Raw genomic sequence first — 25,429 nt, forward strand, 5'->3', positions numbered from 1 at the left:
TCGGCACGCCGACTGCCCACAGCGCCCGATTCGCCACAAGCGCAGGCTTCCAACTGGGCGCCGCGCCCAGTAACCGTAAGGAGGGATCGTGGCTTTCGGTTCGGCGTCTTCCCTTGCTCAAGGACGCACGACGAGATATTGGTGCGTCGGTGCCATTCGGGGTTCAGGAACGAAAGCAGGTGCGCGCGGCGCGCACCTGACGGAAAGGAGTGGGCCCCCGTGGTGGCTGGTCGAGGTTGCGGCACAGTCTGGGTAAGGATCAATCTCGCCTTTCCGGCCAAGGGAGCACGTGGGCGCGGCGGGCCCAGGTTTCCCAGAGGGAAGCCATGCGGCTGACGCGTTCCGGTTCGCGGGCCGACAGGTCGTTCAGCTCCGTGCGATCGGCTTCCATGTCGTAGAGCTCCCAGCGGCCCTTTCTGCCTTTGGCGACCAGCTTCCACCTGTCCATCCGCACGGCGCGGTTCCCCTCGTGCTCCCAATACAGCGCCTGGCGATTGAGCGGCTGGCCCTCGAAGGCCGGCACGAGGCTCGTGCCTTCCGGGGGACAGATCGACTCGCCGTGGGCCTGGCGCGGATAGTTCGCGCCGGCCACGGCCGCACACGTGGCCATGATGTCGATCAAGTGAGCGGGCTGGTGCTCCAGCTCGCCGCCGCGAAAAATGCCGGCGGGCCAGTGGGCGATGAGCGGCGTCGAGATGCCGCCCTCGTACACCCAATGCTTGTATTCGCGAAACGGCGTGTTCGACACGTTCGCCCAGTTGCGGCCATAGGAAATGTAGGTGTCGGCCGGTCCCGGCATCACTCCCTCGCCCTGACGCACCGGAAACCCGTCGCGCGTCCGCTTGGGAATGACCGCCGCTTCGAGCGCGTCGGCGGGCAAAGGCGGCAGCGTCGGTGAAGGGGGCCGGGCGGCCGGCGGCGCGGCGGCCGAGCGGCCAATGGCCTCGGCACAGCCGCCGTTGTCTTGCATGAACAGAACCAGCGTGTTGTTGAGCCGGCTGGTCTCTTCGAGATGATCGACGATGCGGCCGACGCCCCGGTCCATACGGTCGATCATGGCCGCGTAGACTTCCATGGCCCGTGTTTCCCAGGGCTTGTCGCGCACTTTCTCCCAATCGCCGGCCTGGGGAGAAAGCTGCCAGAGAGGACTGATCAGCCCGGCTTGCTTCAATCGCGAGAGCCGCTCGCGCCGCAACGGGGCATAGCCGCCGTCGTACTGACCGCGATATTTGGCGATGTCGTCGGGCAGCGCGTGCAGCGGCCAATGGGCGGCCGTGAAAGCGACGTAGAGGAAGAACGGCTGGCCTTCGTGCGCGGTGCGGTGGTCGTCGAGAAAACGAACGGCGTGCTCGGCGATGGCGTCGGTGTAGTAATACTGCTGGGGTTGATAGAGCTTATCGGCGGCCGGCGAGATCATTGTGTTGTCGCGCACCAGCGTGGCCGGGTCGTAAAAGCTGCCGGCGCCGGTGATGGTGCCGTAGAAGCGGTCGAAGCCGCGTTGCAAGGGCCAATTGTGCTTCGGTCCGCTGGGCGCGGTGGCCTTGGTCACGTGCCATTTGCCGGTGGCATAGGTGGCGTAGCCGGCGGTCTTGAGCACTTGGGCAATCGTCAGGCAGTGCGAGTTGAGATCGCCGCGATAGCCGTCGAGTCCTTTATCTTCCATCATGTGGCCGATGCCCGCCTGGTGCGGATAGAGGCCGGTCAGCAGGCAGGCACGGGTGGGGCAGCACCGGCCGGTGTTATAGAACTGCGTGAACCGCAGCCCGCCGCCTCCCAGCCGATCGAGGTTCGGCGTATGGGTCTCGCCGCCGTAGCAGCCGATGTCGGAGAAGCCCATGTCGTCGGCGAGAATCACGACGATATTCGGTTTCGGCGGCCCGGCGATGGCGGCATTGGTTGCGGTCGCCAAGGCCAAGGCGGTTAAGGATGCTCGAATCGAAGTTAACATAGCTGCGCTCACAAGGCTCTCAATCATAATCGACGGGCACCCTCGACGCGACGACGCTTTCCGGATTCGTCGGCAAGCAGCAATCGGCGAGGCAAACGTCGGGGCACGGCGGCATCAGACCAAGGGTGCGCCGCGCACTGCCGGGCTCAAGCCGTTCGCGCGCCAGCTCGCGGACCATCTCGATGAAGCCCGGATGAACGCCGACGGTCGCGGCGCGGACGAAACCCAGCGCCAACCCGTCTGCCACCGCCTTGGCCTGCGTGTCGAGATCGTACACGACTTCCAGATGGTCGGAGATGAACCCGATGGGCACGACCACCACGTCGCGCACGTTCTCGGCCGCCAAGCGGCGCAGCTCGTCACAAATATCCGGCTCCAACCAGGGCTGCGAAGGCGGTCCGCTGCGGCTCTGATAGGCCAGGCGCCAGCGGTCGTGGCCAAGTGAATCGCTCACCAGACGACACGCCTCGGCAAGCTGTGCCTCGTACTGGCAGCGCTCGACCATTGCCTGCGGAATGCTGTGCGCGGTGTAGATCAAGGCAGCGGTTGCCCGGCGTTCAGGCGGCAAGCGGTCGAACGCTTCGCGCACCCGATCGCTCACGGCCGCAATGAAGCCCGGATGATTGAAGAACCCGCGCAACTTGTCGATTTGCGGAGCACGATCGCCGACGGCGCGCCAGGCATCGGCGATATTCTCCAGGTATTGCCGGCAGCCGGAATACGAGCTGAAGGCGGAGGTGACAAAGGCCAGGGCCCGGCGCACGCCGTCGTCGGCCATGCGCCGTAGCGTGTCGCTCAGCAGTGGGTGCCAATTGCGGTTGCCCCAGTAAACCGGCAGCTTGGGACCGGCCGCGGCGAAGCTTTCTTCCAACGCGCGAATCAATGCCCGGTTCTGCTCGTTGATGGGGCTCTTGCCGCCGAAGTGATCGTAGTGTCCGGCGACTTCCAGCATCCGCTCGCGCGGCACCGGCTTGCCGCGGAGCACGTTTTCAAGGAAGGGAATCACGTCCTCTTTGCGCTCCGGGCCACCGAAGGAAACGACGAGCAGCGCGTCGTAGGCAGGCTTTGCGGCGTTCTCCATACGAGCGACTATTGTCCCAGCCACGATCGAGAATACTGTTTATCTTCATACTCCAACGCTTGCCGCGCGACGCGCAGTGGCCGGAAGGCGTCGAGCATCACCGCCAGCTCGTCGGTCCGTTGCCGGCCCAGCGCCGCTTCGACACGGCCGGGCTGCGGACCGTGCGTCAGCCCTTCGGGGTGCAACGTCAGCGAAGCATATTCGATTCCTTTGCGGCTCATGAACTCGCTGTTGGCGTAGAACAGCACTTCGTCGCTCATCACGTTGGAGTGGTTGTACGGCACCGGAACCGCTTCCGGATGGAAATCGAACAGACGCGGCACGAACGAGCAGACAACGAAATTGTCGCCGGCGAACGTTTGGTGGACCGGCGGCGGCTGGTGCAGGCTGCCGACAATCGGCTCGAAGTCGTGGATCGACAGCGCCCAGGGATAATAATAACCGTCCCAGCCGACCACGTCGCAAGGATGATGGTCGAGGACCACTTCGGTGAGGGCGTTGGAGTGCTTGACGATCAGCTTGAACTCGCCCACTTCGTCGTGGACCGGCAAGGAATCGGGCCGGCGAATGTCGCGTTCGCAATACGGGCTGTGTTCCATGAACTGACCGCATTGGTTCACATAGCGGGCCGGCGGACGGATTTGTCCGGCGCTTTCGATCACCAGCAGGCGGGTTTCGCCCACGTCGGGCACCAGCCGATAAAAAATGCCGCGCGGGACAACCAGGTAGTCGCCCGAACGGAACGCCAGATTGCCAAGTTGCGATTCGAGCACGCCGCTGCCTTCGCTGACAAAGATCAGTTCATCCCCTTCGGCATTGCGATAGAAGTAATCGTCGGGATCGGCGGGCCGCACGATCGACAGCGCCACGTCGCGATTATAGAGGATGGGCGTGCGCGACAGCGTCGAGCCGGACGACGGCGGCACTTGGGCCAGTTGAAAGTGCCGCATGCGCAACAGCGGATCGGCGTCGGCGTGCCATTCGAGGCGTTTGAGCAGCTTCGTCATGACGATGCTGGTCGGCGGCCGCAGATGGTACAGCAGCGAGGCGATGCCGGAAAAGCCTTCGCTTCCCATCAGGTGCTCGTGATAGAGCTGCCCGTCGGGCCGCCGGAACTGCGTATGTCGCTTACGCGGGATTTCGCCGAGTCGGTGGTAGATCATCCAAGTGGTTAGTGGTTAGTGGTTAGTGGTTAGTGGTTAGATATTTGTGGCTGGTGGTCAGTTACGTGTGCTTCGTCGCCCCCACGCAGTTCATTATCCACTAACCACTATCCACTATCCACTAACCACTACAGGTTCCCCCTGGCTGCCTGGTCGCGCTCGATGGCCTCGAACAACGACTTGAAGTTCCCTTTGCCGAAGGCGTCGGAACCTTCGCGCTGAATGATTTCGAAAAACAGCGTCGGCCGGTCTTCGACAGGCCGCGTGAATATCTGCAGCAAGTAACCCTTCTCGTCGCGGTCGATCAGGATCTTCAGCCTCCGCAGCGACTCGTGGTCTTCCCGCACGTCGCCCACGCGGTCCCAGATCAGATCGTAGTAGGCGTCGGGCACGCCGAGGAACTCCACGCCGTTTTGTTGCAAAACCGAGACGGTATGAATGATGTCGCGTGTGCTCAGCGCGACGTGCTGCACGCCGGCACCGACGTTGTAGTCGAGATATTCTTGGATTTGGCTCTTGCGTTTGCCGGGCGCCGGCTCGTTGATGGGGAACTTGATCAGGTTGTCCGGGGCGGCCATCACCTGGCTGCGCAGGGCCGAAAACTCGGTGGAGATGTCTTTGTCGTCGAAGGTCATGAACTGGTGGAAGCCGAGCACCTTGTTGTAATAGGTGCCCCAGTCGTTCATGCGGCCTCCTTCGACGTTGCCCACGATATGGTCGATCCGCTCCAGTCCCGCGCCGGGCGCCGGCTGCCGGCGGACGCGATAGCCGGGCAAGAAAGGCCCGTTGTAATCGGCCATCGAAATGAAGGAGTGCAGCGTGTCGCCGTAGGCGCGGATTTTCGCCCGGCGGATGCGGCCATGTTCGTCGGCGCGGTCGTAGGGATCCAAGGCGATGTGGGCGCCCCGCGACACCGCTTCGTGGAACACCGCGTCGACGTCGTCGACGAGAAAGGCGATGTCCAGCACGCCGTCGCCGTGCAGTCGCAGGTGCTCGGTCATCGGATCGTCGGGGTGCAGCGGCGTGCTCAGCACCAGGCGAATCTGGCCCTGATAGAGCACGTAGGAGGCCTGTTCGCGGACGCCCGTTTCGGGACCGGCGAAGGCCAACTGCGAGAAGCCGAAGGCGTGCCGATAGTAATAGGCCGCCTGTTTGGCGTTGCCGACCAAAAGTTCGACATGATGGATTGCCTTCAGCGGCAGCGGTCCTGCGGACATGGTGCCTCCTTTCGCACCGGGCGAGTGTTGCGCGAATAGCCCTGCGCTTATTGTAGGCGCGCCGGCGAGTGACGGGGAGACTGCGTTATTTGGCCGCCGCGGTTTTACCGAAATGCCGGTCGGCGAAATCCCAAAACGCTTGCCAGTCGAGCAGCGTCATGGAGTGCTTGCCGGGACGGATGAAATAGCCGAGGCGTCCGCCGACCAGCTTTTCCAGCGGCGGCATGACGTCGGTGCCCAGCCCTTCGACGCCCAGGAAGCGATAGACCGGATCGGCCGCCTTGAGCACCTGGAATTGCCCGGCCGGATTGGCCCACTCGTCTTCGACCGCGTTGGCGAACAGCACCGGACGCGGGGCGACCAGTGCCACCAGCGAGTGCTGATCGAACGGCAGCCGATCGACTTGGTCGTTGAACTCTTTGAACGTGCCGCAAAACCAGTGCGGAAAGCGGTCGTTGATCTGCTTGACCGATTCGCCGACCTTGCCGCGGCTGGGAGCCGTGCCGCCGCAACCGGCTTGCAACGGAATGGCCAACGCAATCCGTTCATCCATCGCCGCCGCCAACAGGGCGGTCTTGCCCAGCCGCGAATGTCCCACGACCGCAACCCGCTGGCGATCGATATCGCTATCGGTCACCAGATAATCGACCGCCCGGCTGATGCCCCAGGCCCAAGCGGCGATGGTTCCCCACTCGTGCGGCCCCGGCTGCGTTTGCCCGGCCTTGAAATAGTGCGGATGGACGCCGTCGCTGAAGTCGGGCTTGTCGGGATCGACATCGCCGCAATAAAAGGTGGCCACCGCATAGCCGCGATCGACCGAGCCTTCCAGGTTCCAGACGCCGGTCTCCGTGCCCCGACCGGCATCGGTCGCGCGATGGTCTTCGGCGCCGGGCGTATTGTCGGGCATCCACGCTTCGGGCAGCGCCACGTTGCGATCGGTAACGAGCGCATGGTTGCCGTGAAAGTTCGGCCCCACGAAGACGGGCGCCGCTCGTACACGGTGGTTGGGCACCACCAGCAGCAGGTGAATCGCCGGAGTGCCTGACGGGCCGAACGAAATCGTCACTTCCTTCTTCGTCGCCTTGCCGCCGAAATAGTTGGCGTCGACGCGTTCGACTTTCGCCGAAACATTGTCGGGCGGTGCCGGTGCCCGACCATACATATAGAACTCGAACAGTTGCTTCAGCTCCGGCCGGCGCTTCGCGCGCCATTCTTCGGGCGTCGCCACACGCCGGCCGTCGAACATGACCAATGGGTCCGGCAACGCCGGTTGTGAGCGAAGCTCGCTGACCGGTGGAAACTCGGCGGAGGCGGAGGATACGGTCATCGCGGACAGAACGAGGCCAAGACAAACTAGAGAGCGGTGCATTATGTGACCTTTCGGCACGGGCGTGGTTGCATCGCTTTGCGATTCTCGCTGCCGCTCATGCCGACGTCAAGCGAATCATGCGGTCCGCGATTTCAGCAGGCGCGATCGGCGAAGCAGCTTGAGGGCCACGATCAATGGCACGCCGAGCGTCGCCAGCCACGGCAGCGCCTCCCGGTTAACAGGATTTGCATTCCCCATCAGTAGAGACGCGGCAATAGCGAAATAATTCCCCGCACCACTACAAGCTGCCCGGCGAAGGCCAGTTCTTGTACCGCCGCAAACAAGATGAATCAAAGCGGGGCACCATCAGCCTGGTCGAAATCGATCTGCTACGAGAGGGCCAGCGAGTCCTCTGCATTCCAGGACCGAGGAGCCCTCCGGCGGGCGGAATCGTTGAAAAACGCCGGCCCGGCGCTAAATTCGCATAGTGGTGCGAAATCTGTACAATAAGATAAACTGGGAAGTCCAGGCAGGATGGATGCTGCGTGCATTTGCACGTTGCCCAGTGCGGCAAGCGGCGTGAGGCCGAAGATTGCTTGCGTTTTCGAGCTTGCTGTCGGCTTGGGACAACACCCAAGTGACTTTACAACAAAGAGTTACGTCGGAGCGTCGCGTTAATGACAGTACGACCAGAGCAGGATTCGCGGATCAGGAACATCGTCGTTTTGGGTGGCGGCACGGCGGGCTGGATGGCCGCCTCCTATCTGGCAAGCCAACTCCAGGGCGGCGTGCGGATCGCGGTGCTTGAGGCCCCAGCCATCCCCCGAATCGGCGTCGGCGAGGCCACGGTTCCCAATCTGCAAAAGGTTTTTTTCGATCAGCTTGGCCTCGCCGAGCGCGACTGGATGCGCGAGTGCAATGCCAGCTTCAAGGTGGGCGTGAAGTTCACGAACTGGTGTACGGCCGGGCCCTCGCAGCCGACGCCCCGCCGGCTGCGGCACGGCAACGACCAGTTTTATCATCCCTTCGGCATCTTGCCCGACTGCGACCGCGTGCCGCTCTCGCACTACTGGTTCTTGAAGAAGCACCGCGGCGAGACCGACGAGCGGTTCGACTACGCCTGCTTCCGTGAACCGCCACTGCTGGATGCGAAACGGTCGCCGTGCTGGCTGGATGGCCGCCCGGCGACGCGCTATGCCTGGCATTTCGACGCCCAGCTCGTGGCCGCGTTTCTCCAGCGGCATGCCACCGGCAAGCTCGGCGTAGAGCACGTGCAAGACGTGCTCAAGGACGTTCGCTTCGACGAGCGCGGCCACATCGAAAGTTTGCTGACCGAAGGCGGACGGTGCCTCAAGGGCGATCTGTTCATCGACTGTTCCGGCTTTCGCGGCCTGTTGATCAACGGTGCGCTGGGCGAACCGTTCATCGACATGAACGACCACCTGCTGTGCGACAGCGCGGTGGCGACCCCCGTGCCGCACGACGATGCCCGGCATGGCGTCGAGCCTTACACCTCGGCCATTGCCATGCAGGCGGGCTGGACCTGGAAGACCCCCATGCTCTCGCGGTTCGGCACGGGCTACGTCTATTCCAGCCAGTTCGTCGGTGAAGACCAGGCCGTCGCAGAGTTTTGCCGGCTCTGGCGTCTCGACCCGGAGAACACCCCGTTGAACCGAATGCGCTTCCGGGTGGGGCGCAACCGCCGCTCGTGGGTGAAAAACTGCGTCAGCATCGGGCTGGCATCCTGTTTTCTCGAGCCGCTGGAATCGTCGGGCATCTACTTTATCTATGCGGCGCTTTACCAGTTGACGAAGCACTTCCCCGACAAGCATTTCGACCCCACGCTCGTCGATCGCTTCAATCGCGAGATCGAGCTGATGTTCGACGACACGCGCGACTTCATTCAGGCCCATTTCTATTTTTCGCCGCGCGTCGACACGCCGTTTTGGCGGGCGAACAAAGAGTTGCGGCTGGCCGACAACATTCGCGAGAAGATCGCCACCTACAAGGCAGGACTGGCCATCAATCCGCCGATCACCGACGAGAAAACGTATTACGGCAATTTCGACGCGGAGTTCCGGAATTTCTGGACCAACGGCAGCTATTACTCGATCTTCGCGGGCCTGGGATTTGTGCCCGAACACCCGTTGCCGTTGCTGCACTACCGGCCTCGGTCGGTTGAGAAAGCCGAGGCCCTGTTGGCCGACGTAAAACGGCAACAACAGGAACTACTCGGCACGCTGCCGAGCTGCTATGAATACCTGTGTCGCTTGCACGGACGTGAACCGGCCCAACAGGCCGCTGGTGCAGCGGAGAACGAATTGCCACCACTTGCGCCGGTCGAAACATCGGGTCTGGGCATTGAGGTGCCGGGCGCGCAGGTGTAGGGTGGGACCAGCGAGCTTGCGAGCGCCGGCCCACCGTCATCCACGTCGCCAACGGTGGGCCGGCGCTCGCAAGCTCGCTGGTCCCACCCTACGTTCGTTGCCAAACCCAGCCCTCTTCTCAGATCGATCTTCACCACGGCCGGCAAATCCAACGCCGCGCTGTTCCGCTTGCGGAGCAAGCGGGCTACGAGCGCGTTACACTGTCGGGCATGGAAATTCTCCTGCTTCTGCTGCCCATCGGCGTTGTGATGCTCGTGGCGCGGATCGGCAAATGGATCCTGAATCCGTTTGAGATCGTTGCCCGGCGTTACCGGCGCCCGACGCAATTTACGATCGCCGACTTTCTCAGCCTGATGTTTCTGCTGCAACTGCCCATGGACGCCGTTCACTCGCTGTTGCGTGGCGCCCCGCGCGACTTGAAAGTGCCCCTCGATCTAGCCGGGTGGGTTATCTGCGCATTGATGTGGTAAGCACGGTCACGGCTTTCTCCCTTCGAGTACGCCGCAGTGGACCAGCGTGTGTACGATGGGCTGCGGATCGAGACCCGACTCCACCAGCCACTCGCGATATTCGGCGGCGCTGTAGGCCCGGCCTTCGGTGATGCTGAACAGCGCGGCCGAATACAGGGCCACCGGCAAAGGGCCGCCGTGATTGTCGTCGAGAAAGACGTCGTGAATCAACAGCCGCCCGCCCGATGGCAACACTGCCGCGAAGCGGGCCACCAACCGCCGACATTCGGGCACGTCCCAGTCGTGCAGCACATTGGAGAGCAAGAGGCAATCGGCGTCATCGGGCACGGGATCGGAAAACATGTCGCCCGCCCGGCACTCCAGACGGTCGCTCACGCCATAAGCCTCGCCCAGTTCGCGGGCCACTTTGAGCACCTCGGCCCGGTCCCAGACGACGGCCCGCAACTTGGCAAACCGACGCAACAAGGCCACCGCATACATCCCGCTGCCGCCGCCCACGTCGACCAACAGCCGCGCGCCGGCCAGCGAGAGGCGCTCGGCCAACACCGGGGCCACGTTTTTCGCGCGCCCCGCCAGAGCGAGCGTGAGATGTCGGGCGGACGCCTCTTCGTCCATCGCCGAGCGGACGCCTTCGCGATAGAGGTACGCCACGCCCGACTCATTTTCGGCCGTGCCCGGCGGGCGGTTGGTGCGCAGCCGCTCGACCATGGCCAACACTCCGGGAGTTTCGGCCGCCAGTCCCACATAGGCGCCGACGTCGAACTCGGCGCCCGGCACCAGATGTTCGCGAGCGACGGGCGTCAGCACGAGTCGGTGTTGCTCGTCGGCGGCCAGCAGGCCCATGGCCCGCAGAGCGGTGAAGAGCACGGCGGCGGGCCTTGGTTCCAGGCCGAGCTCGCCGGCCAGCGCTGCGAGCGTCATCGGACGCTCAGCCAACCTTCCGAAGACGTTGAAATGAGCGACGGCCGCCGTCAGCAACTCGGTGCCGTAATTGCCGCGGAACGCTTCGAAGATCGGCGTTGGGTCGGTGGCGGGGACTGGAAGCGGCATTGTAAAGGCAGAAGGCAGAAGGCAGAAGCATCAAGCCAGAAACGGGCGACGGCAATCGTTTCTGCCTTCCGCCTTTTCTACAGCGGCTGCCGCGGCAGTTGTCGCGGATGCGGAGGCGGCTCGCTGGGCGGCAGCGGCTCGCCCGACGCGGCCCAGTGCTCGCGCTCTTCGTCCGTCGCGTAATACCGCAGCCAGACCTCCGGATCGCCGCCCGCATCGGCACAGTCCCAGTGCAGGTAGTGCTGCGATGAATGGATCTTCTTCTCCGGCGAAGGAAGAATGTCGCGGTAGATGACGCAGTAAAGCTGCCGGTCCGAAAGGTGATCCGTAAAGTCGAGCACGATCCGTTTGTCAAACAGCTTGTGCATGACGTTGGCCAGCGCGAGGTGCAGCGCTGCGTCGTCCAAAGAGTCGGGATGGGCGATATGCAGCTCCGGCTCGAACCACTCGGCGATGGGCACCACGGGCGCGCGTTCCCAGGCCAACATGCTGGCCAGGTACTCGTTCTCGACGGAGGTCGGCAAGTCTTGAATATTGAGCCGCGTAATCGACTCGTCGAAGTACGGCTCCAGTTCGTCGCGCAAGCGGGCGTTGAGCAGAAGATGATCGACGTCGTCAGAGCGGCTGAAGCGTGAATCGGACATGCGGGCCATTCCCAGAACGATTGCCAAACGGAGAGTACAAACTTCGACTGTACCAGCCCTGGCCCGGTCCACAAGCCACTTTGACCCCAGACTTTAAGAAATTCTCGTGTGGCCGCCGTTGCGGTCGTTACGATCGCGCATCTCAGCCACCGCGGCCTGAATCCATCTGAAGCAAGCTCAGCGTGATGGCCCGAAAGACCGCTTCCACTTCCTCCAACTCGCGGTCGTCGGTCTGCCAGAGGATAAGCAGCGTGCCGTCGGCGGTGCGGCAGCTTCGCACCACCGCCGTATTCGTCAGGTCGAGACAATAAAAGTTGATGTCGCAACCGACCAGTTCGACCTCGGCCACCGTCTCTGCCACGGCTTCCGCATCGAGATCGTCGTATTCCTGCTTCATCGCCGCCAAGACCGTGTCGACAAGGTCTTGCGGGGCCTGCGAAGTCGGATGGACCATCACCGACCAGAAGGCGCCGCCCGGACTGTAAACCGATACCGACCGCTCCCCTTCCAGCGCTTCGCCTTCATCCAGGGTCCACGTGTCGGGATATTGAAAGTTCAGCCCGAGTTTTTGATAGATGGCGGGCATACGGCGACCCCGGAATAGATTGACCCCGACGGGATTTGAACCCGTGTTGCAGGCGTGAAAGGCCTGTGTCCTAGACCAGGCTAGACGACGGGGCCGGGCAGTTGGCGCGCCGCACGCGCGCCAGTGGGGTGTATAATGGGCCGCGGTACGCGCCGTCAAGTGGCTGACGACAGAACGGCCAAAAGAAAGACACGGAAGCCGCGCCGATTTGCGGTTACCTGGAGGGGCGCGCTAACTCGACGACGGTTCGCTGGCCGTATCGGCCCCCGTGGGTGCATTGCCAGCGGCCGCATTGGCCGACGTGCCGTTGGAGCCGCTACTGGCGCGGTGGATGGCGTCGTAGACCTCACGGCGATGGACGGGCACCTCCTTCGGCGCTTCGACCCCCAAACGGACCTTGTCGCCGCGGATCTCAACCACGACAATCGTGATGTCGTTGTTGATTACGATGCTCTCATTTTTCTTACGGGATAAAACCAACATCGCCTGATTTCCTTCGCTTCGTGTCTTGGCCTTCCTTAGTCAGCCTTCCTTAGGGAGTGTCCTCCTTGGACCTCAAAAAGGGCGAACAACTGGTCCATCTCCATGGCACCCCGGTTTTGCCGTTAGCGGCACTACCGCGCCCCCGAGCGCGCAGGAACTTTCCTCATTTCACTTTACGTGCTGGCAACGGGGAGTCAAGCTAACTCGCGACGTTGCGGGTGCGTTTCGTGCGACTTTTTCCCGCGTTTGGCACGCAAACTGGCGCATTCGCCGCAGTCGATAGGCGTGGAATAGCTCGCAAGCGGCAGGGTTTTTGCAAGCATCTTCGATCGCAACCTGTTGCTGGTGAAAAGGATGCGTCAATCCGCTTATACCGGCGGCAGACCAGCTTGCAGCCCTTCACCCGGCGTCGGCCCCGCCCTAAATCGCTGAGGCGGCCGCGTTGCCTTCCTAGCACGTGTGCGATCGTTTTTTGGCCCGGAAGTGGACTTTGGCTGCCAAAAAGGGAAAAGCCAGCTCAGATTGTATTCAGATTGTATTCTACCGCGCGATCGCAGGCAGGGGGTTTTGAATCAGTTGCAAAGGCCGCACAAAGCCGGCGGTTGGGGCAGAGACTGGCCACACGACACGAAGCGCGAATCGTAGTTCAGCCAGAGGGAGCGCTTGGTCCTGGGTCGATTGATGGATCGATCGCAAAGGACCGGGCGGTGGCTGGGGTGCGGCCAAGCAATGCCCGGTTTTGACGCGCCGGGGCATCGCTTGGCCGCAGAGCGTCTCCTCAAACCAGGCTAGGTCTGGCCAATCTCTGCCCCCAGCCACCACCTGCCACCCATCAAGTCCCGCCGCGCCGCACCGCGTGCTTGCGAATCGTCGCAGAAGCGCGACACGAAAGCGCCATCGAACCGATTGTCGGCGCGAAACAACTTCGGATCGCTTGCGGCGGAGAATTGCCTGCCTATAATTCAGCGTACAGCGGCTCACACGTCCGCTGTGTTCCGCTTCTTTTCCTCTCGACGTTTCTGGGTTGCCCCTCATGCTTCAATGGCTTTCGGATATTTGGGTTGCGGTCAAAACGGTCGCACAGGGAATGCTGGTCACGCTGCGATACTGGCTGAAGACCTATGATCCGCAGCGCAAGACCTTCACCGAGCACTTCGAGTATCCCGAATTGCCGGTGCCCGTGGCGCCGCGATACCGGGGGTTCCACCGCTACGACCTGACGACGTGCATCGCCTGCGACCAGTGCGCCAAGGCCTGCCCGGTCGATTGCATCTACATCGGCAAAGAGCGGGTCACGCAGGGCAAAGGGTTTCGCGTGACGGGCTTCACCATCGACTATACGAAGTGCATGTTTTGCGCGTTGTGCGTGGAGCCGTGCCCGGTCGACTGCATCTTCATGGGCGCCACGCACGACCTGAGTTGTTACAGCCGCGACGGCTGCATTGTCGACTTTTCGCGTTTGCCGGTCGAGGTGGCCTGGGGCCGGGCGACTCTCAACCCAACGGTCGTGGCGAGCTCCAAGGTGATCGCGGAGCCGGTCCACGGCGGGCCGAATCAGTAGCCGTCCTCGGTTGGCGAGCAGGAACATCAGATAGGCGATTGCGAGGAATTGAGCGATGAGTGGCAACCCTTGGAAGAACCGCAAAGTCTTTACGGTCGAGCAGGCGAATACCGCTTTGCCCTTGGTGCGGGCCATTGCCGCCGACCTGGCGCAGCTCTCACGCGACGTCATCGAGCGACGCGAGCGTCTTTCGTTTTTGGCCGGTGGCCGAGAACGGGACAAACGCGACCTCTACGGCGAAGAGTTGGCGCATGTCGAGGAAGAGTTGCACCGAGACACCGAACGGTTGCAAGGGTATGTTGAAGAGTTGCGCGAGCTGGGTGTCGAACCGAAGAACGGGCCGGAGGGCCTGATCGACTTTCCGGCCGTGATGGACGGCCGCCCGGTCTATCTCTGCTGGAAGCTGGGCGAGCCGGAAGTGTTGCACTGGCACGATCTCGACGCAGGATTTCGCGGCCGTCAGCCGCTGACCGCCGATAGCGCCGCGGGCGCCGGCACTGCCACGGGCGAGGGCGGCGAAGGTTCAAGTTCGTTTGACAGTCTGGAGGACTGACTTAGCCGCCGAAGACCTACGCGAGAAAGCCGCTCCGCACAACATTCTGCCTGCAAAGCTCGTCGTTCAACGCATCGTCCAAGGCCAAAAGTTCCCGCAGCGCGGCCGGCAGATCGGCATCCAGCAACTGCTTTTGGTATTGCTGCTGGGGCTTGTCGCGGCGACAGTAAAAGGCGTGAACGGCCGTTCGTGGGCGGGAAGTCCGGTTCGCCATTCCGCCGTGCCAAAGATGAGCGTTCATGACGATCACCGATCCCGCCGCACCCGTGACGACGCACTGCCGCGGGTGGTCGGCCAGGGGATCTTCGAGCACATCTTGGGGCAGGCGGTTGAAGCGATGAGAGCCAGGCACGACGCGCAACGCGCCGTTGTCCTGCGTGAAGTCGTCCAGCATCCAAACGACATTCGAGACCCAGGCGCCGCGCCGATCGGGCAAAGCACCCATGTCGCAGTGCCACGGCTGCGGCTTGTCGCCGTGCGGGTTGGCCGATCGGGCATTCAAGCTGCTCAGCTTGACGCTCCCTTCGAGCACGTGCTCGACCAGCGGCAATACGACAGGATGCAGGACGATCTCGCGAAAGACGTCGCCTTTATTGACCAGGTTGGCCAGCCGTCGGGCGCCGGGTTCGGGTTTGAATTCGGATCCCGCGGCCGCGCCTTCCAACGCGAACAACTGCTCGACGCCGTCGCGCAGCCTGCTCTGCAGGTCGTGGCCCATCAGATTTGGCAGCAGCACGTAGCCCAAGTCATCCAACTGCCGGCACGCTTGCGTGTTGGTCATGATGCCTTATCCGCGTCCGAGCACCCAGAAACCGGGGTTTAATGCTTGTCGTCGCGGAACGGTTTTGTCGCAGCCTTCAACTGTTCTCGGGCCGCCTCGAGCTGGGTCTCCGCCTCGACGATGGAATCGACGAGTTTCTCGCGCTCTTCGCCAAGCGACTGAGCCTTGGCTTTGAGTTTTTCCAGCCGGTCGATGATTTCAGCAAGTTCGTTTTGCACGCCGAGGCCCCTCCTTCAAATTGGAGCCGGCAAATTGGCACGGACTGGCACTACACGGCCAGCGCAAAAACAGCATAACGCACTCGTTTTGTCTTATCAAGTGGCCCGATCGCTCCCAGCCGCGCATCGTAACTCTGGCTGCCGGGTCCGTCGCCAATCTGGTAGTCTCGCTCACCATTTCCATTATACTGCACGCGCTTCGTCCTCGCCGACGCAGCGCCGAACCCCTTTCCTCGCAGGTCGAAATCACGGACCTTGGATTGGCTCGCAAAAATGATACCAAAGGCAAGGGCAAGTTTCATGAACATGGTCAGTCATCAGCTTGTCGAGCAGTGGCGGACGCGGTTGGCGGCCTGGCAGCAGCGGCTCGATGAAGGTCGGCCGCGGCCCTGGCTGGCACGCGCCTACGTGCGCGTGTTGTCGTACCTTGCTAAGCCAATATGCGCCGTATGTCGCAGGCGACGAGCCGCTGGAAACGATCGCGTCGCCTTGACACCTCGCTGCGGCACCTTGACCAGCGCATCGCCTATTGCCGCATTTCCGTGCCGGATGGCCAGAACGCTTGGCTCTTGTGGCGGGCCGCGGCCGAAGCCGCAGTTGCAGTCGAGAGACCCGAACAAGACTGCGATGCGGAAAGCTGTTCATGCTCGCTGCTGCTGGTAGCACTTTGGTCGACGGGCTTGCTACTTCGCGACCTTCCCGTCTAGCCGGCGGCAGGCGGCTCGGCCGGCGCCAAGCCCAGCACCTCGCGCACACGAGGCTGCACCACTTCGCCGTCGCGGGTGACCAGCGTCTCGCGGACGATCGGATCGCTCAGGTCGAAGTTCAAGCTGCCGTCTTTGAGCAAATGGCAGAGCAGCGCGGCGACGTTGCGCGAATACATCTGGCTGGCGTGCAGCGGGACGGTCGAGGGCAGGTTCGTGGGGCCGAGAATGGTCACGCCGTTTTCCACCACGGTCTCGTCGGGCCGCGTCAGCTCACAGTTGCCGCCCCGCTCGGCAGCCAGGTCGACGATTACCGAACCGGGCGCCATGGCCCGCACCATCTCGGCCGTCACCAGCACCGGCGACTTCTTGCCGGGTATCGCCGCCGTGGTAATGATCGCGTCGCTGGCCGCCACCGCCTTGAGCATCAACTCACGTTGCTTCGCATAGACGCTTTCGTCGAGTTGCTTGGCATAGCCGCCCTGGTCCTGCGCGCCGGCCGTTTCCAGCGGCAACTCCAGGAACTTGGCCCCCAAGCTCTGCACCTGCTCCTTGACGGCCGGCCGGACGTCGTAGGCTTCAACCACCGCGCCCAGCCGCCGGGCCGTGGCGATGGCCTGCAAGCCCGCCACGCCGGCGCCCATCACAAATACTTTCGAGGGCGAAATCGTGCCGGCGGCCGTCATCATCATGGGCAACAGCTTGCCCAGCGTCGTCGCCGCCAGCAGCACGGCTTTGTAGCCCGCGATCGAAGCCATCGACGATAAGGCGTCCATGCTCTGAGCACGAGTGATCCGCGGTATCAGCTCCATGGCCAAAAGCGTGCCGCCCCGCGCCGCGATTTGCTGAGCGGCCGATGCGGCCACCAGCGGATCGGCAAAGCCGACGAGCACCTGTCCGTGCCGAATCAGCTCCAGGTCGGTGACGCCGGCCTCCAAATTGGCGCCCAACGTGCGGACCTGCGGTAGACAATCGGCGAGGCGAAACACCTCTGCCCGGTCGGCCGCCAGGCGGACGCCCTCGCGTTCATAGGCCGCGTCGCCGTAGCCGGCAGGGACGCCCGCGCCCGGTTCCATCACCACCTCGCAACCCAGCTTTCGCAGGGCGGCGACCGAACCGGGCACGAGCGCCACGCGCTTCTCGCCCGGATAGTTCTCTTTGACAATGCCGATCATCATGGCCATCAAGGTACGACGGACAGGCCGGTTTTGCAAACTGCTACCTGCGGCGGCGTTTGCCTGCGCCATTCCCACTGGCTTTCAATTCAATGTCCGTCACCAAGCTCGCTGGTCCCACCCTACACGCCCAGATACTCGGCGAGCGCTTCCTGCCAGGTCGGCATGGGCGGGCCGCCCAGGGCGTGATACTTGCCCGTGTCGAGCACGCTGTAGGATGGGCGTGGCGCTCGCGCGCCGTACTCGGCCGTGGTGATGCGTTCGATCGTCACCGTCAGCCCGGCCAGGCGAAAGATTTCACAGGCGAAATCGTGCCAATTCGTAGCGCCGCCGTTCACCACGTGATACGGGCCAAAGTGCCGGTTTTCCAGCAGGAACAGCACGGCCCGGGCCACGTGCGGTACATAGCTGGGCGTGCAATGTTGATCGGCCACCACGCGCAGGTGCTTTCCCTGCCGCGCCAGCCGGAGCATCGTCTCGACGAAGTTGCTGGCGGCCGTATTGGGACCGGGAAGAGCATACAGCCCGCACGTCCGCACGATGATGTGCTGTTGCCAACTCCGTGCCTGCTGTTCGCCTGCCAGCTTGCTTTGCGCATAGACGCCCTGCGGCGCGGGCGGGTCGTCCTCGCGATAGGGCGCCGTGCGGCCCACATTCTGCCCAAAAACATAGTCGGTGCTGATCTGGACCAGCGGCACCTGCAGCTCGCCGCACGCACGGGCAAGAAAGCCCACGCCCTCGGCGTTGGCCTTCCAACATTGCTCCGGCTGCTCTTCGGCGCGGTCGACCTGCGTGTAGGCCGCGGTGTTGATGACGGCCTCGGGCCGCAGTTTGGCAAGCGTCCGGCGCACCCGTTCGGCAGCGGTGATGTCGAGGTGCGACCGGTCGAGAGCCGTCGCCCGGTTGCCCAAAAGCCGACAAAGTTCGCGGCCTAATTGCCCGCCGGCTCCCGTTACGGCGATCGTCATGGATACCGCTCTACTCGCTGCGAAATCGCACTTGCTTGATTGCCGTCGGATCGCTTTTCGAGGGCGCGTGCCACTCGAGCGTCGAAACCTGTTCGCCGTCGTCGCCGGCTTGCTCTGCTTCGCTTTCGTCGGCAGCCTGCGGGCCCTCGTCGGAACCTGGCTGGTCCGCGTCCGGGGTCAGGCCGGCATCGGAATCCGGCGACAAGTCGTCCATCTCCAATCCCGGCCGAGGTTCTTCGTCGGGCGGGGGCGCCGGCGTCGGCTCAGGACCAGACTCGTCGGTTGCCGCACCCGGCTCGCCCGCGGGTTGTTCATCGGCCCGCTTCATGGCCGGGTCGCCGCCGAGCACCGAGTTCTTGCGGTACATAAAGTCACCGCCCTGTTCCGGCATCGGACCACAATAATCGTAGTTGCCTTGGCAAGATACGCAACCGGTGAAGACGCAAAAGCAAAGTGCCACGATCAACCAGCGTCGGCGGTACATCGAGATTTTCTCCCCTCCCGGCAGAAGCGATCTTGGGTAGAGACGAGCCGTAGCGATATATTCGTCCGAACAATCCGCCCAACCAGCATCTTTTTCCAGCGAAATTGATCGCCTCGGCAAATGATCGCGTCCGATTCCCTTCGCCAAATGCCGCAGAAATCCCCGACAAGCCAGATTGCGCCCTCGGCCCACCGCGCGCGGAAGTGGCTCAGCATTGCCGCACTGGTCTTATTGACCGTTTTGCTGCGAGTTCCGGGCATCCAGCGGCCTCTGGTGGGGCATTATGCCACCAAGAGCGCGATGTACGCCATGATGGCGCGCAATTGGGCCTTGGGCCGCGCCCCGTTCTGGCTGCCGACGACCGATTGCCTGGCCGGCGGCGAGCGAGGGTGGCACCTGCTGGAAATTCCGCTGGCAGCATACTTGGCCGGGGCGGGATGGGCGGTCTGCGGCGGCCCACTCGATCTATGGGGCCGGTCGGTCTCGATCGTATTCAGCGCCGGGGCAGCAGTGCTGTTGTATCTGTTGGTGCGTCGCTGGCACTCGGACCGGGCCGCCTCGGTCGCGGCGCTCGTGTTCACCTTTTCGCCGGCGTCGATCATCTTCGGCCAAAGCTTTATGCTGGAACCGTCGGTCGTGTTCCTCATGCTGGCCACGTTGTGGTGTATGGAGAACTGGCTGGAGGGCGTGCCGGAACGCCACGGAGCGCGTTCCCTAATCGGTTTTGCCGATCAACACGGGCAATGCATTGAGCGTAGGGTGGGACCAGCGAGCTTGCGAGCGCCGGCCCACCGATGGCGACGTCGATTACGGTGGGCCGGCGCTCGCAAGCTCGCTGGTCCCACCCTACATCGACTCGCGCCGACGTGTTGCTGCCCACGCCGCGCCACGTGGTTTGCGCTCGCTACGATGAGCCTGGCCATGCTGCTTTGTTCCAAGATTTACATGATTGTCATTCTGCTGCCGTTGGCGGCGAAGGCCGGGAGAAAGTGTACGGATTTGCCAGCGGCCCTGCGACGGCGATGGTCGTTTGCCTGTTTGGCGATGCTGGCGATCGGCATTCTGCCCGCCGTTGCCTGGTGCCTGTTGGTGCTGTGGCTGGCGTCGTCCGACCATGCCCTCAGCTCGCGGGTATTCGACTCGCTCCGTCACAGCGGCGCGGTGCATCACGTGCCCAGCGCGATGCTGGCCAGTCCCGATTTTTATTGGCGACTGCTCGGCAATCTGTGGGGCGTCGGCCTGACGCCGGTTGGCGCGGCGCTGGCCGGATTGGGCCTGTGCAGCCGGTCGTCGCGTCGGCACTTGAGCTGGCTGGCGGCCATGGCCCTCTTGGTGGCGCTATTGCCCGGCAAGTTTTTCGAGCTGCATTATTACACACTGATCCTCGTGCCGGCATTATCCGTGCTGGCCGGCATCGGCTGGGAAGAGTTGGCCGGCTGGATTTCCGGGCGAGTGGCTCGTGGCACGAGTCACAAAGCATTCGTTGCGTCGGCCTGCATGCTGGCTGGGATTGCGTGTTCGTTGCGGTTGGCCATCGGCCCGGCATTCGTCACGCCGCGGGAAGACCGCGCCGTAACCGTTGCCGCGGCCGCGGTGCGAGAGCTATCGGCCGAGGGCGAGCCCGTGGCGACGCTGCATGGTGCGGGACCGGATCTACTCTACTACTGCAATCGGCCGGGCTGGGCCTTATCGGCCAACGATCGCCGCTTGGAGCAAACCGTCGACCGCTGCCGACGGCAGGGCGCCCGTTGGCTCGTCGTCGCCGACTTGGCCCCGATCGAAGCGAATCCGGCCCTGAAGGCCGTCCTGGGGACTCTTCCGATGGTTCGCAATGGAGACGACTACCGCGTATATCGGCTGGCAGCAAGTCCGCAACGCTTGGCGCAGCAGCGCCCCTAAAAGCCACCCCCTGCGGGAACAGGGTTACGATGCTCTTAACGCCTCCAGGTATCTGACCACCGCCGCGCGAACGGCACGATTCGACGCGCCCATAAGCTGTTTCAGGGCACGGTCCGTCAATTCTCCGCGTCGGCGCAACAGCGCCGCGGCCTGGATGGCGGTCGCTTCGTCGTAGTCCGCAAGGAGCTTGGCGAGGCGATCGACGTCGCCCGCGGCCTGCCCAACGAGTTCGTGCGCATAGTCGCGGGGGCTCGTATATTCCGATGAGCCGTCCGCGTCGATATAGACCGCTCCTGTCGCGCCGAGCGTGTAGGGCTTCCATTCGGGCGAACCGGGCTGGTACGGCTTCGCCGTGGGCCAATAGGGCTTTGAAACGCCCGGACCGATGGCCACAACAACAAGCTGTACGTCGTGGTGCGGTCTCGGAATTGACCATGTCGATTCGTACTTGACGCCCGCTTGGCCGGTTTCCGGCAGCTTTTCACGGCGAGCTTCGCGGCCATTGACAAACAGCACCACTTCGTCGGCATTGCTCCACGACGGGCCAAGCACGCGGACACGAATGCTCAGCTCTGCGGACTTCGCCGCCGGCACGGTTTCGCCAGGCCCATACCGGCCGTTTACTTCCATGTCCGCCGCCAGACCGAAGCACACCAGTACCCGTCCGGCAAGCAAGCTCTCGACTGCCTCGGCGACGTCGATCTTGCCGGGTTGGTCATCGCGGCAACGGAGATAGGTGCGGGCCTGGCCGACGATCGATCGGGCCACGTCGTGCGAATCGCTGGAGCCGACCGGCGTCATGCGACGGCCGGCGTTCAGCAGCCCAAACCAGTCATGCACCAACCGCCAAGGGTCGGTTTGCAACGCGCCTGAGTTGACAAGTTCAATCGCGTTGGCTTGCAAATCCCATCCGTCGAGTTCTTCGCCCGACAGAGAAACGTGCCGCGCCGGGGCAAAGGGGCGAAAGCCGCCGTGCAAATCGCGTGGATGATTGAGCACGACCACACGACCTTTTTTTGGGTCGATCGCGTCGAAGACGGCCGGCCAGTTGGCGCCGCGAAAATCAATCACCGGACCGGTGGTATCGAGCGGGAAGACGTTGAAGTGGCCAACTCGCGTGGTGACCTCATTGCCAACGACCGGCGTCAAGAAGCCGCTCAAGCCGGTCGCCGCCAGCGCCGGCCGATAATCGATCTGCACGTTGTGGTCCGTGGCGATCGGCAATTCGAGGCCTTCGCCGGCGAGCGTCACCAGGCGTTCGTCGAGAGTCGCGTCGCCGTGCCCTGAGTAGGTCAAGGTGTGAACGTGCGTGTCGCAGCTTACGTAGCCCGGCATCGGCACTTCGCGGCGGATGGCCAACCGAACGGCATGCCGCCGGCCCGCGGCAAGCACGACCTGCTCGGCGTCCACGCCGTATTCGAAGCCGCGTCCCGCATAAACGGTATATTTTCCGGCGGGCAAACCAAATTCGGCCTCTCCATCGGCGGTGTAGATCACTCCCGGCCGCACAGCGAGACGCTTGCTGGACTCCGCACCGATCGACATCAGCGAGCCGTATTCATCGACGACGGTCACTCGCGACGGAATGGGCCGCCCGCTCTCGGCGTCGGCAACCACGACGCTTAGCGTAGCGGCGCGCAGCGCCTCTGCGCGGGACTGGTCGATGAGCCGCAGGTCGCCAACTTCGATGTCGTCGGAGGGCTGCCCGTTGCCTTCGATCGAAAGCTGATTCTGGCCGGGCAGCAGAGCCGAGGAAGGGATTTCCCAAAACGTCGTCATGCAGTTCTCGTCGGTAGGCAGCGAGCCGAGCTCGTGGTCGTTCAGGCGCAAACGCCAGTTTTGCTTCACGTCCCGCTGCCGCAGGCGAAGCGTGTACGGTGCGCGGGCCGGTTCGCCGGCAAAGGTCACTTTCCAGGTCTTGCCCTCCGCCTCTTCTGGAAACTCCGCCCATTCGCGTTCGTCGCCTGAACGGAGATGGTGCATCCGAGCGGCAAGTACCTGCTCGGTGGCCGCGCAAGGGGTCAGGCTGATCGCCAGACCGGAAAGAATCGCGGCGATGCCGCGAGGGACCAAAGCAGCAGGTGGTTTCATCCACGCTCCTATCGCGCCAAGGAAGTTGTTGCGGGCCCAATGATAACATGGGGCGTAAGGGGCGCGGATTGAATAACTTCGCAGTTTGCTCGTGCATCGCGGACGTAGGGGGCCTTCCTAGGCCGTCCAAACCGGGCGACGGCCTAGGAAGGCCGCCCCACGTCGCGTGCGATTGCGGAAGTCATTTAATCCTCGCCCCTAAACGGCCGGTATCGCGAGGCTTTGCGCAGAACCGGTGGCCAACGGCGATCTGGTAGCTTCGCTGGCAAGCTGGCGATAAAATGACGGAGGCATTCTGGGGCGTCGCGACCGGTGTATTCATGGCCCTTCAGTTCGACGGCTCCGCCTCGCTTTTCTACCGTACCCAGCGGCGTGAGTTGCTGCGGATCGGCGGCTTGTCGCTGTTGGGGCTGACCGCCGCGGAGCTCAGCCGCCTTCGCGCTGGTGCGGCGAACCATGCGACGCTCCAACGCCGGCGGAAAAACGCCTGCGTGTTCCTCTTCCTCTTCGGCGGCCCAAGCCATATCGACCTCTGGGATATGAAGACTGAGGCGCCGCTGGAAATTCGCGGCGCGTTCAGGCCGGCGTCGACCCGTGTGCCGGGCATCCAGCTTTGTGAACATTTGCCATTGCTGGCGGGCGAGATGGATAAAATCTGCCTGCTGCGATCGATGACCCATCGCATGAACGTACACGGCCCGGCATGCAGCGAGATCTTCACCGGACGCGAATACTTCGGGCCTCCCACCACCGACCAGGCCACCCGCGAGGATTGGCCCTCGCTCAGCGCCATGACGACGCGCTACGGCGGCACTCGGACCGGCCTGCCGCCCGCCGTCGTATTGCCGTGGTACTTGCAGTTTCCGGGGCAGCCGAAGCGAATTGCCGGCCAGACCGGCGGCCGCATGGGGGAGCAACACAACGCGTTTCTCGTCGAAGGCGACTTTGCTCGCGCGGACTTTCAGATCGAGGGCCTGCAGTTGACTGGCGACGTGCCCTGGCCGCGCATCGCCGGCCGGCGCGAGCTGCTGCGCACTCTGAGATCGTCTGCGGCGTCGGCGGCCGACCCAAGTTCGACGGAAGCCGCGTTCGACCTGAACCGAAACGCCGTTTACTCGCTGCTGGAAACCAACACCAGCGAGGCGCTCGATCTGACGCGCGAGCCGCCCGCCGTGCGCGAGCGATACGGTCCGACGACCGCGGGGCAGAGCCTGCTCATGGCCCGGCGATTGATCGAAGCCGGTGTCTCCTTGGTGACCGTCAATTGGCAGGACGAGACGAAGATCGACGGCGTCAATACTTGCTGGGACACGCATCAAAACAACTTTCCAAAATTGAAGAACCTGCTGTGCCCGATCTTCGATCGCGCCTTTTCGGCCTTTGTTTCCGATTTGGACGGCCGGGGCCTGCTGGAGACGACCTTGGTGGTGGCGGTGGGCGAATTCGGCCGTACGCCGAAGATCGGGCAATTCACTCAAAGCAGCAACACGAAATCGACCGGCCGCGACCATTGGCCCCACGCCTTCACCGCCTTGTTGGCGGGAGGTGGAGTGCGCGGAGGGCAAGTCTACGGTGAGACCACGCGCAACGGCGGCTATGTGGCCGACAAGCCCGTGACTCCGGCCGATCTCAGCGCCACCCTCCTGCATCACCTGGGGATCGACTTCGGCGTCAAGTATGAAGATGACTTCCAGCGTCTGCGACACCGGCTCAGCGACGGTCGCGTGATACAGGAACTGTTCGGCTAGTTTGCCGCCGACGGTCCCGTTGATTATGCTATCAGCCTGACACCAAGCGCGGCCATCAACCGGAGTCTTAACTGTATGGCGAAGGCCAAATCAATCGAGGGCACGACGAAGAGCGACCTTGTTCGCGAGTACCTGCGTTCAAATCCGCCTGCCACGGCCAACCAGATCGTGGCCGATTTGAGGCCCTACGGAGTCTCGCTGGCATTGGCGAAGAAAGTCAAATCCAAGGAAGGTCGCAAACGCCGCGAAGCCGGCCGCAAGCCCGGCCGCGCCACATCAGCGCCCGCGGCCAGACACCAGGCCGGCACCAAGACCGAAGCGATCCGTCAGGCTGCGGAAGGCATGCCCAAGCCCGTTCGGCCGCGTGACGTGGTGGCCGCCCTCGCCGAGCAGGGCATCGAGGTGGCCCGTCGCCACGTGGGCCAGGTACTCAAGAGCATGGGATTGCGACGGCGACGGCGAGGCCGGACGGCAACCGCTTCCGGCACGGCGACGGTCGGCCGACCGGCGACCGTGGCCGCCTCGGCGACTCTGTCGCTCGAAGCGCTGTTGGCGGCCAAGAAACTTGCCGATCAGCTCGGCGTCGACGCCGCCAAGCAGGCTGTGGATGCGCTTGCCAGGCTGAGCTGAAGGCTGCAAGAGGCGAAACAAAAAAGCCTTGCGATTTCTCGCAAGGCTTTCTTCAGTGGAGGCGGCGGGGAGCGGCAAATCCAGCCGCTCACTCGTTGCTTATCCTTTCATGGCAGTGCTTTACGGCGGCTACCTAGCTGGGTCGTGGAAATACTCTCCTTATTGGAACGCAGCGACATCCCGACCCAATGGGATTTCGACGTCTCGTCCGTCAAGTCGCCCGACGCCGCGCTAGGTTTAATTCAATTGTCGGTGCTCCTCTGCCCCGACGACGATTCG

General features: G+C 63.3%; 23 protein-coding genes and 1 tRNA gene. 7 read left to right on the forward strand and 17 right to left on the reverse strand.

The window, feature by feature from the left end:
- Nucleotides 1–259: 259 nt before the first annotated feature.
- The 5 genes from VNH11_08165 to VNH11_08185 all read right to left on the reverse strand — a co-directional run bounded on the left by VNH11_08165 (nucleotide 260) and on the right by VNH11_08185 (nucleotide 6,736).
- Nucleotides 260–1,948 (reverse strand): arylsulfatase, encoded by a 1,689-nt coding sequence (locus VNH11_08165; GenBank protein HVA46333.1) that lies wholly within the window; start codon nucleotides 1,946–1,948, stop codon nucleotides 260–262.
- A gap of 19 nt (nucleotides 1,949–1,967) precedes the next feature.
- Nucleotides 1,968–3,029: a ferrochelatase gene (locus VNH11_08170; protein HVA46334.1), complete on the reverse strand. Its 1,062-nt coding sequence runs from the start codon at nucleotides 3,027–3,029 to the stop codon at nucleotides 1,968–1,970.
- A gap of 8 nt (nucleotides 3,030–3,037) precedes the next feature.
- Entirely contained in the window at nucleotides 3,038–4,192 is a 1,155-nt protein-coding gene (locus VNH11_08175; GenBank protein ID HVA46335.1) for a homogentisate 1,2-dioxygenase, read from the reverse strand.
- Nucleotides 4,193–4,320: 128 nt separating this feature from the next.
- A complete protein-coding gene (gene hppD, locus VNH11_08180; GenBank protein HVA46336.1) occupies nucleotides 4,321–5,409 on the reverse strand; it encodes a 4-hydroxyphenylpyruvate dioxygenase in 1,089 nt (362 codons plus the stop codon).
- 85 nt (nucleotides 5,410–5,494) lie between these two features.
- Nucleotides 5,495–6,736: an acetylxylan esterase gene (locus VNH11_08185; GenBank protein HVA46337.1), complete on the reverse strand. Its 1,242-nt coding sequence runs from the start codon at nucleotides 6,734–6,736 to the stop codon at nucleotides 5,495–5,497.
- Between the two features lie 659 nt (nucleotides 6,737–7,395).
- Here VNH11_08185 and VNH11_08190 point away from each other — a divergent pair.
- Nucleotides 7,396–9,105 (forward strand): tryptophan halogenase family protein, encoded by a 1,710-nt coding sequence (locus tag VNH11_08190; protein HVA46338.1) that lies wholly within the window; start codon nucleotides 7,396–7,398, stop codon nucleotides 9,103–9,105.
- A 209-nt stretch (nucleotides 9,106–9,314) separates the two neighbouring features.
- Nucleotides 9,315–9,575: a hypothetical protein gene (locus tag VNH11_08195; protein ID HVA46339.1), complete on the forward strand. Its 261-nt coding sequence runs from the start codon at nucleotides 9,315–9,317 to the stop codon at nucleotides 9,573–9,575.
- Between the two features lie 6 nt (nucleotides 9,576–9,581).
- Here VNH11_08195 and VNH11_08200 read toward each other — a convergent pair whose 3' ends face one another.
- The 5 genes from VNH11_08200 to csrA form a co-directional block, all read right to left on the reverse strand.
- Complete coding sequence (locus tag VNH11_08200; protein ID HVA46340.1) at nucleotides 9,582–10,625, reverse strand: methyltransferase; 1,044 nt, start codon at nucleotides 10,623–10,625, stop codon at nucleotides 9,582–9,584.
- A gap of 77 nt (nucleotides 10,626–10,702) precedes the next feature.
- Nucleotides 10,703–11,269 (reverse strand): hypothetical protein, encoded by a 567-nt coding sequence (locus VNH11_08205; GenBank protein HVA46341.1) that lies wholly within the window; start codon nucleotides 11,267–11,269, stop codon nucleotides 10,703–10,705.
- Between the two features lie 142 nt (nucleotides 11,270–11,411).
- Nucleotides 11,412–11,855: a hypothetical protein gene (locus VNH11_08210; protein HVA46342.1), complete on the reverse strand. Its 444-nt coding sequence runs from the start codon at nucleotides 11,853–11,855 to the stop codon at nucleotides 11,412–11,414.
- Between the two features lie 20 nt (nucleotides 11,856–11,875).
- Nucleotides 11,876–11,950 (reverse strand) — tRNA-Glu (locus VNH11_08215).
- 136 nt (nucleotides 11,951–12,086) lie between these two features.
- Complete coding sequence (gene csrA, locus VNH11_08220; GenBank protein HVA46343.1) at nucleotides 12,087–12,338, reverse strand: carbon storage regulator CsrA; 252 nt, start codon at nucleotides 12,336–12,338, stop codon at nucleotides 12,087–12,089.
- A 1,033-nt stretch (nucleotides 12,339–13,371) separates the two neighbouring features.
- On the opposite strand from csrA, the gene VNH11_08225 reads away from it, so the two are divergent.
- Together VNH11_08225 and VNH11_08230 are read left to right on the forward strand one after the other, a co-directional pair.
- Nucleotides 13,372–13,899 carry an NADH-quinone oxidoreductase subunit I gene (locus tag VNH11_08225; protein ID HVA46344.1) on the forward strand — a complete coding sequence of 176 codons (528 nt, stop codon included), beginning with the start codon at nucleotides 13,372–13,374 and terminating at the stop codon, nucleotides 13,897–13,899.
- Nucleotides 13,900–13,954: 55 nt separating this feature from the next.
- Nucleotides 13,955–14,452: a DUF2203 domain-containing protein gene (locus VNH11_08230; protein ID HVA46345.1), complete on the forward strand. Its 498-nt coding sequence runs from the start codon at nucleotides 13,955–13,957 to the stop codon at nucleotides 14,450–14,452.
- A 16-nt stretch (nucleotides 14,453–14,468) separates the two neighbouring features.
- On the opposite strand, the gene VNH11_08235 is transcribed toward VNH11_08230, so the two are convergent.
- The 6 genes from VNH11_08235 to VNH11_08260 form a co-directional block, all read right to left on the reverse strand.
- The gene (locus tag VNH11_08235) at nucleotides 14,469–15,233 is read right to left on the reverse strand and encodes a phytanoyl-CoA dioxygenase family protein (protein HVA46346.1); all 765 of its coding nucleotides are present in this window, start codon (nucleotides 15,231–15,233) and stop codon (nucleotides 14,469–14,471) included.
- A 38-nt stretch (nucleotides 15,234–15,271) separates the two neighbouring features.
- Nucleotides 15,272–15,451, reverse strand: a complete 180-nt coding sequence (locus VNH11_08240; GenBank protein HVA46347.1) for a hypothetical protein — start codon at nucleotides 15,449–15,451, stop codon at nucleotides 15,272–15,274.
- Nucleotides 15,452–15,501: 50 nt separating this feature from the next.
- The gene (locus VNH11_08245) at nucleotides 15,502–15,759 is read right to left on the reverse strand and encodes a hypothetical protein (GenBank protein ID HVA46348.1); all 258 of its coding nucleotides are present in this window, start codon (nucleotides 15,757–15,759) and stop codon (nucleotides 15,502–15,504) included.
- A gap of 395 nt (nucleotides 15,760–16,154) precedes the next feature.
- Nucleotides 16,155–17,333: a Re/Si-specific NAD(P)(+) transhydrogenase subunit alpha gene (locus tag VNH11_08250; protein ID HVA46349.1), complete on the reverse strand. Its 1,179-nt coding sequence runs from the start codon at nucleotides 17,331–17,333 to the stop codon at nucleotides 16,155–16,157.
- Nucleotides 17,334–17,452: 119 nt separating this feature from the next.
- Nucleotides 17,453–18,298: a dTDP-4-dehydrorhamnose reductase gene (rfbD, locus tag VNH11_08255; protein ID HVA46350.1), complete on the reverse strand. Its 846-nt coding sequence runs from the start codon at nucleotides 18,296–18,298 to the stop codon at nucleotides 17,453–17,455.
- Nucleotides 18,299–18,308: 10 nt separating this feature from the next.
- Complete coding sequence (locus tag VNH11_08260) at nucleotides 18,309–18,782, reverse strand: hypothetical protein (protein ID HVA46351.1); 474 nt, start codon at nucleotides 18,780–18,782, stop codon at nucleotides 18,309–18,311.
- A gap of 147 nt (nucleotides 18,783–18,929) precedes the next feature.
- On the opposite strand from VNH11_08260, the gene VNH11_08265 reads away from it, so the two are divergent.
- Nucleotides 18,930–20,681 carry a glycosyltransferase family 39 protein gene (locus tag VNH11_08265; GenBank protein ID HVA46352.1) on the forward strand — a complete coding sequence of 584 codons (1,752 nt, stop codon included), beginning with the start codon at nucleotides 18,930–18,932 and terminating at the stop codon, nucleotides 20,679–20,681.
- Nucleotides 20,682–20,705: 24 nt separating this feature from the next.
- On the opposite strand, the gene VNH11_08270 is transcribed toward VNH11_08265, so the two are convergent.
- Nucleotides 20,706–22,772: a CehA/McbA family metallohydrolase gene (locus VNH11_08270; protein HVA46353.1), complete on the reverse strand. Its 2,067-nt coding sequence runs from the start codon at nucleotides 22,770–22,772 to the stop codon at nucleotides 20,706–20,708.
- Between the two features lie 281 nt (nucleotides 22,773–23,053).
- Between VNH11_08270 and VNH11_08275 the strand changes: the two genes are divergently transcribed.
- Both VNH11_08275 and VNH11_08280 read left to right on the forward strand, forming a co-directional pair.
- Entirely contained in the window at nucleotides 23,054–24,520 is a 1,467-nt protein-coding gene (locus VNH11_08275; GenBank protein HVA46354.1) for a DUF1501 domain-containing protein, read from the forward strand.
- A 75-nt stretch (nucleotides 24,521–24,595) separates the two neighbouring features.
- On the forward strand, nucleotides 24,596–25,150 hold the full coding sequence (locus VNH11_08280) for a hypothetical protein (GenBank protein HVA46355.1): 555 nt from the start codon (nucleotides 24,596–24,598) through the stop codon (nucleotides 25,148–25,150).
- Nucleotides 25,151–25,429: the final 279 nt, after the last annotated feature.

The sequence above is a fragment of the Pirellulales bacterium genome (genome assembly GCA_035533075.1).
GTDB lineage: Bacteria > Planctomycetota > Planctomycetia > Pirellulales > JAICIG01 > DASSFG01.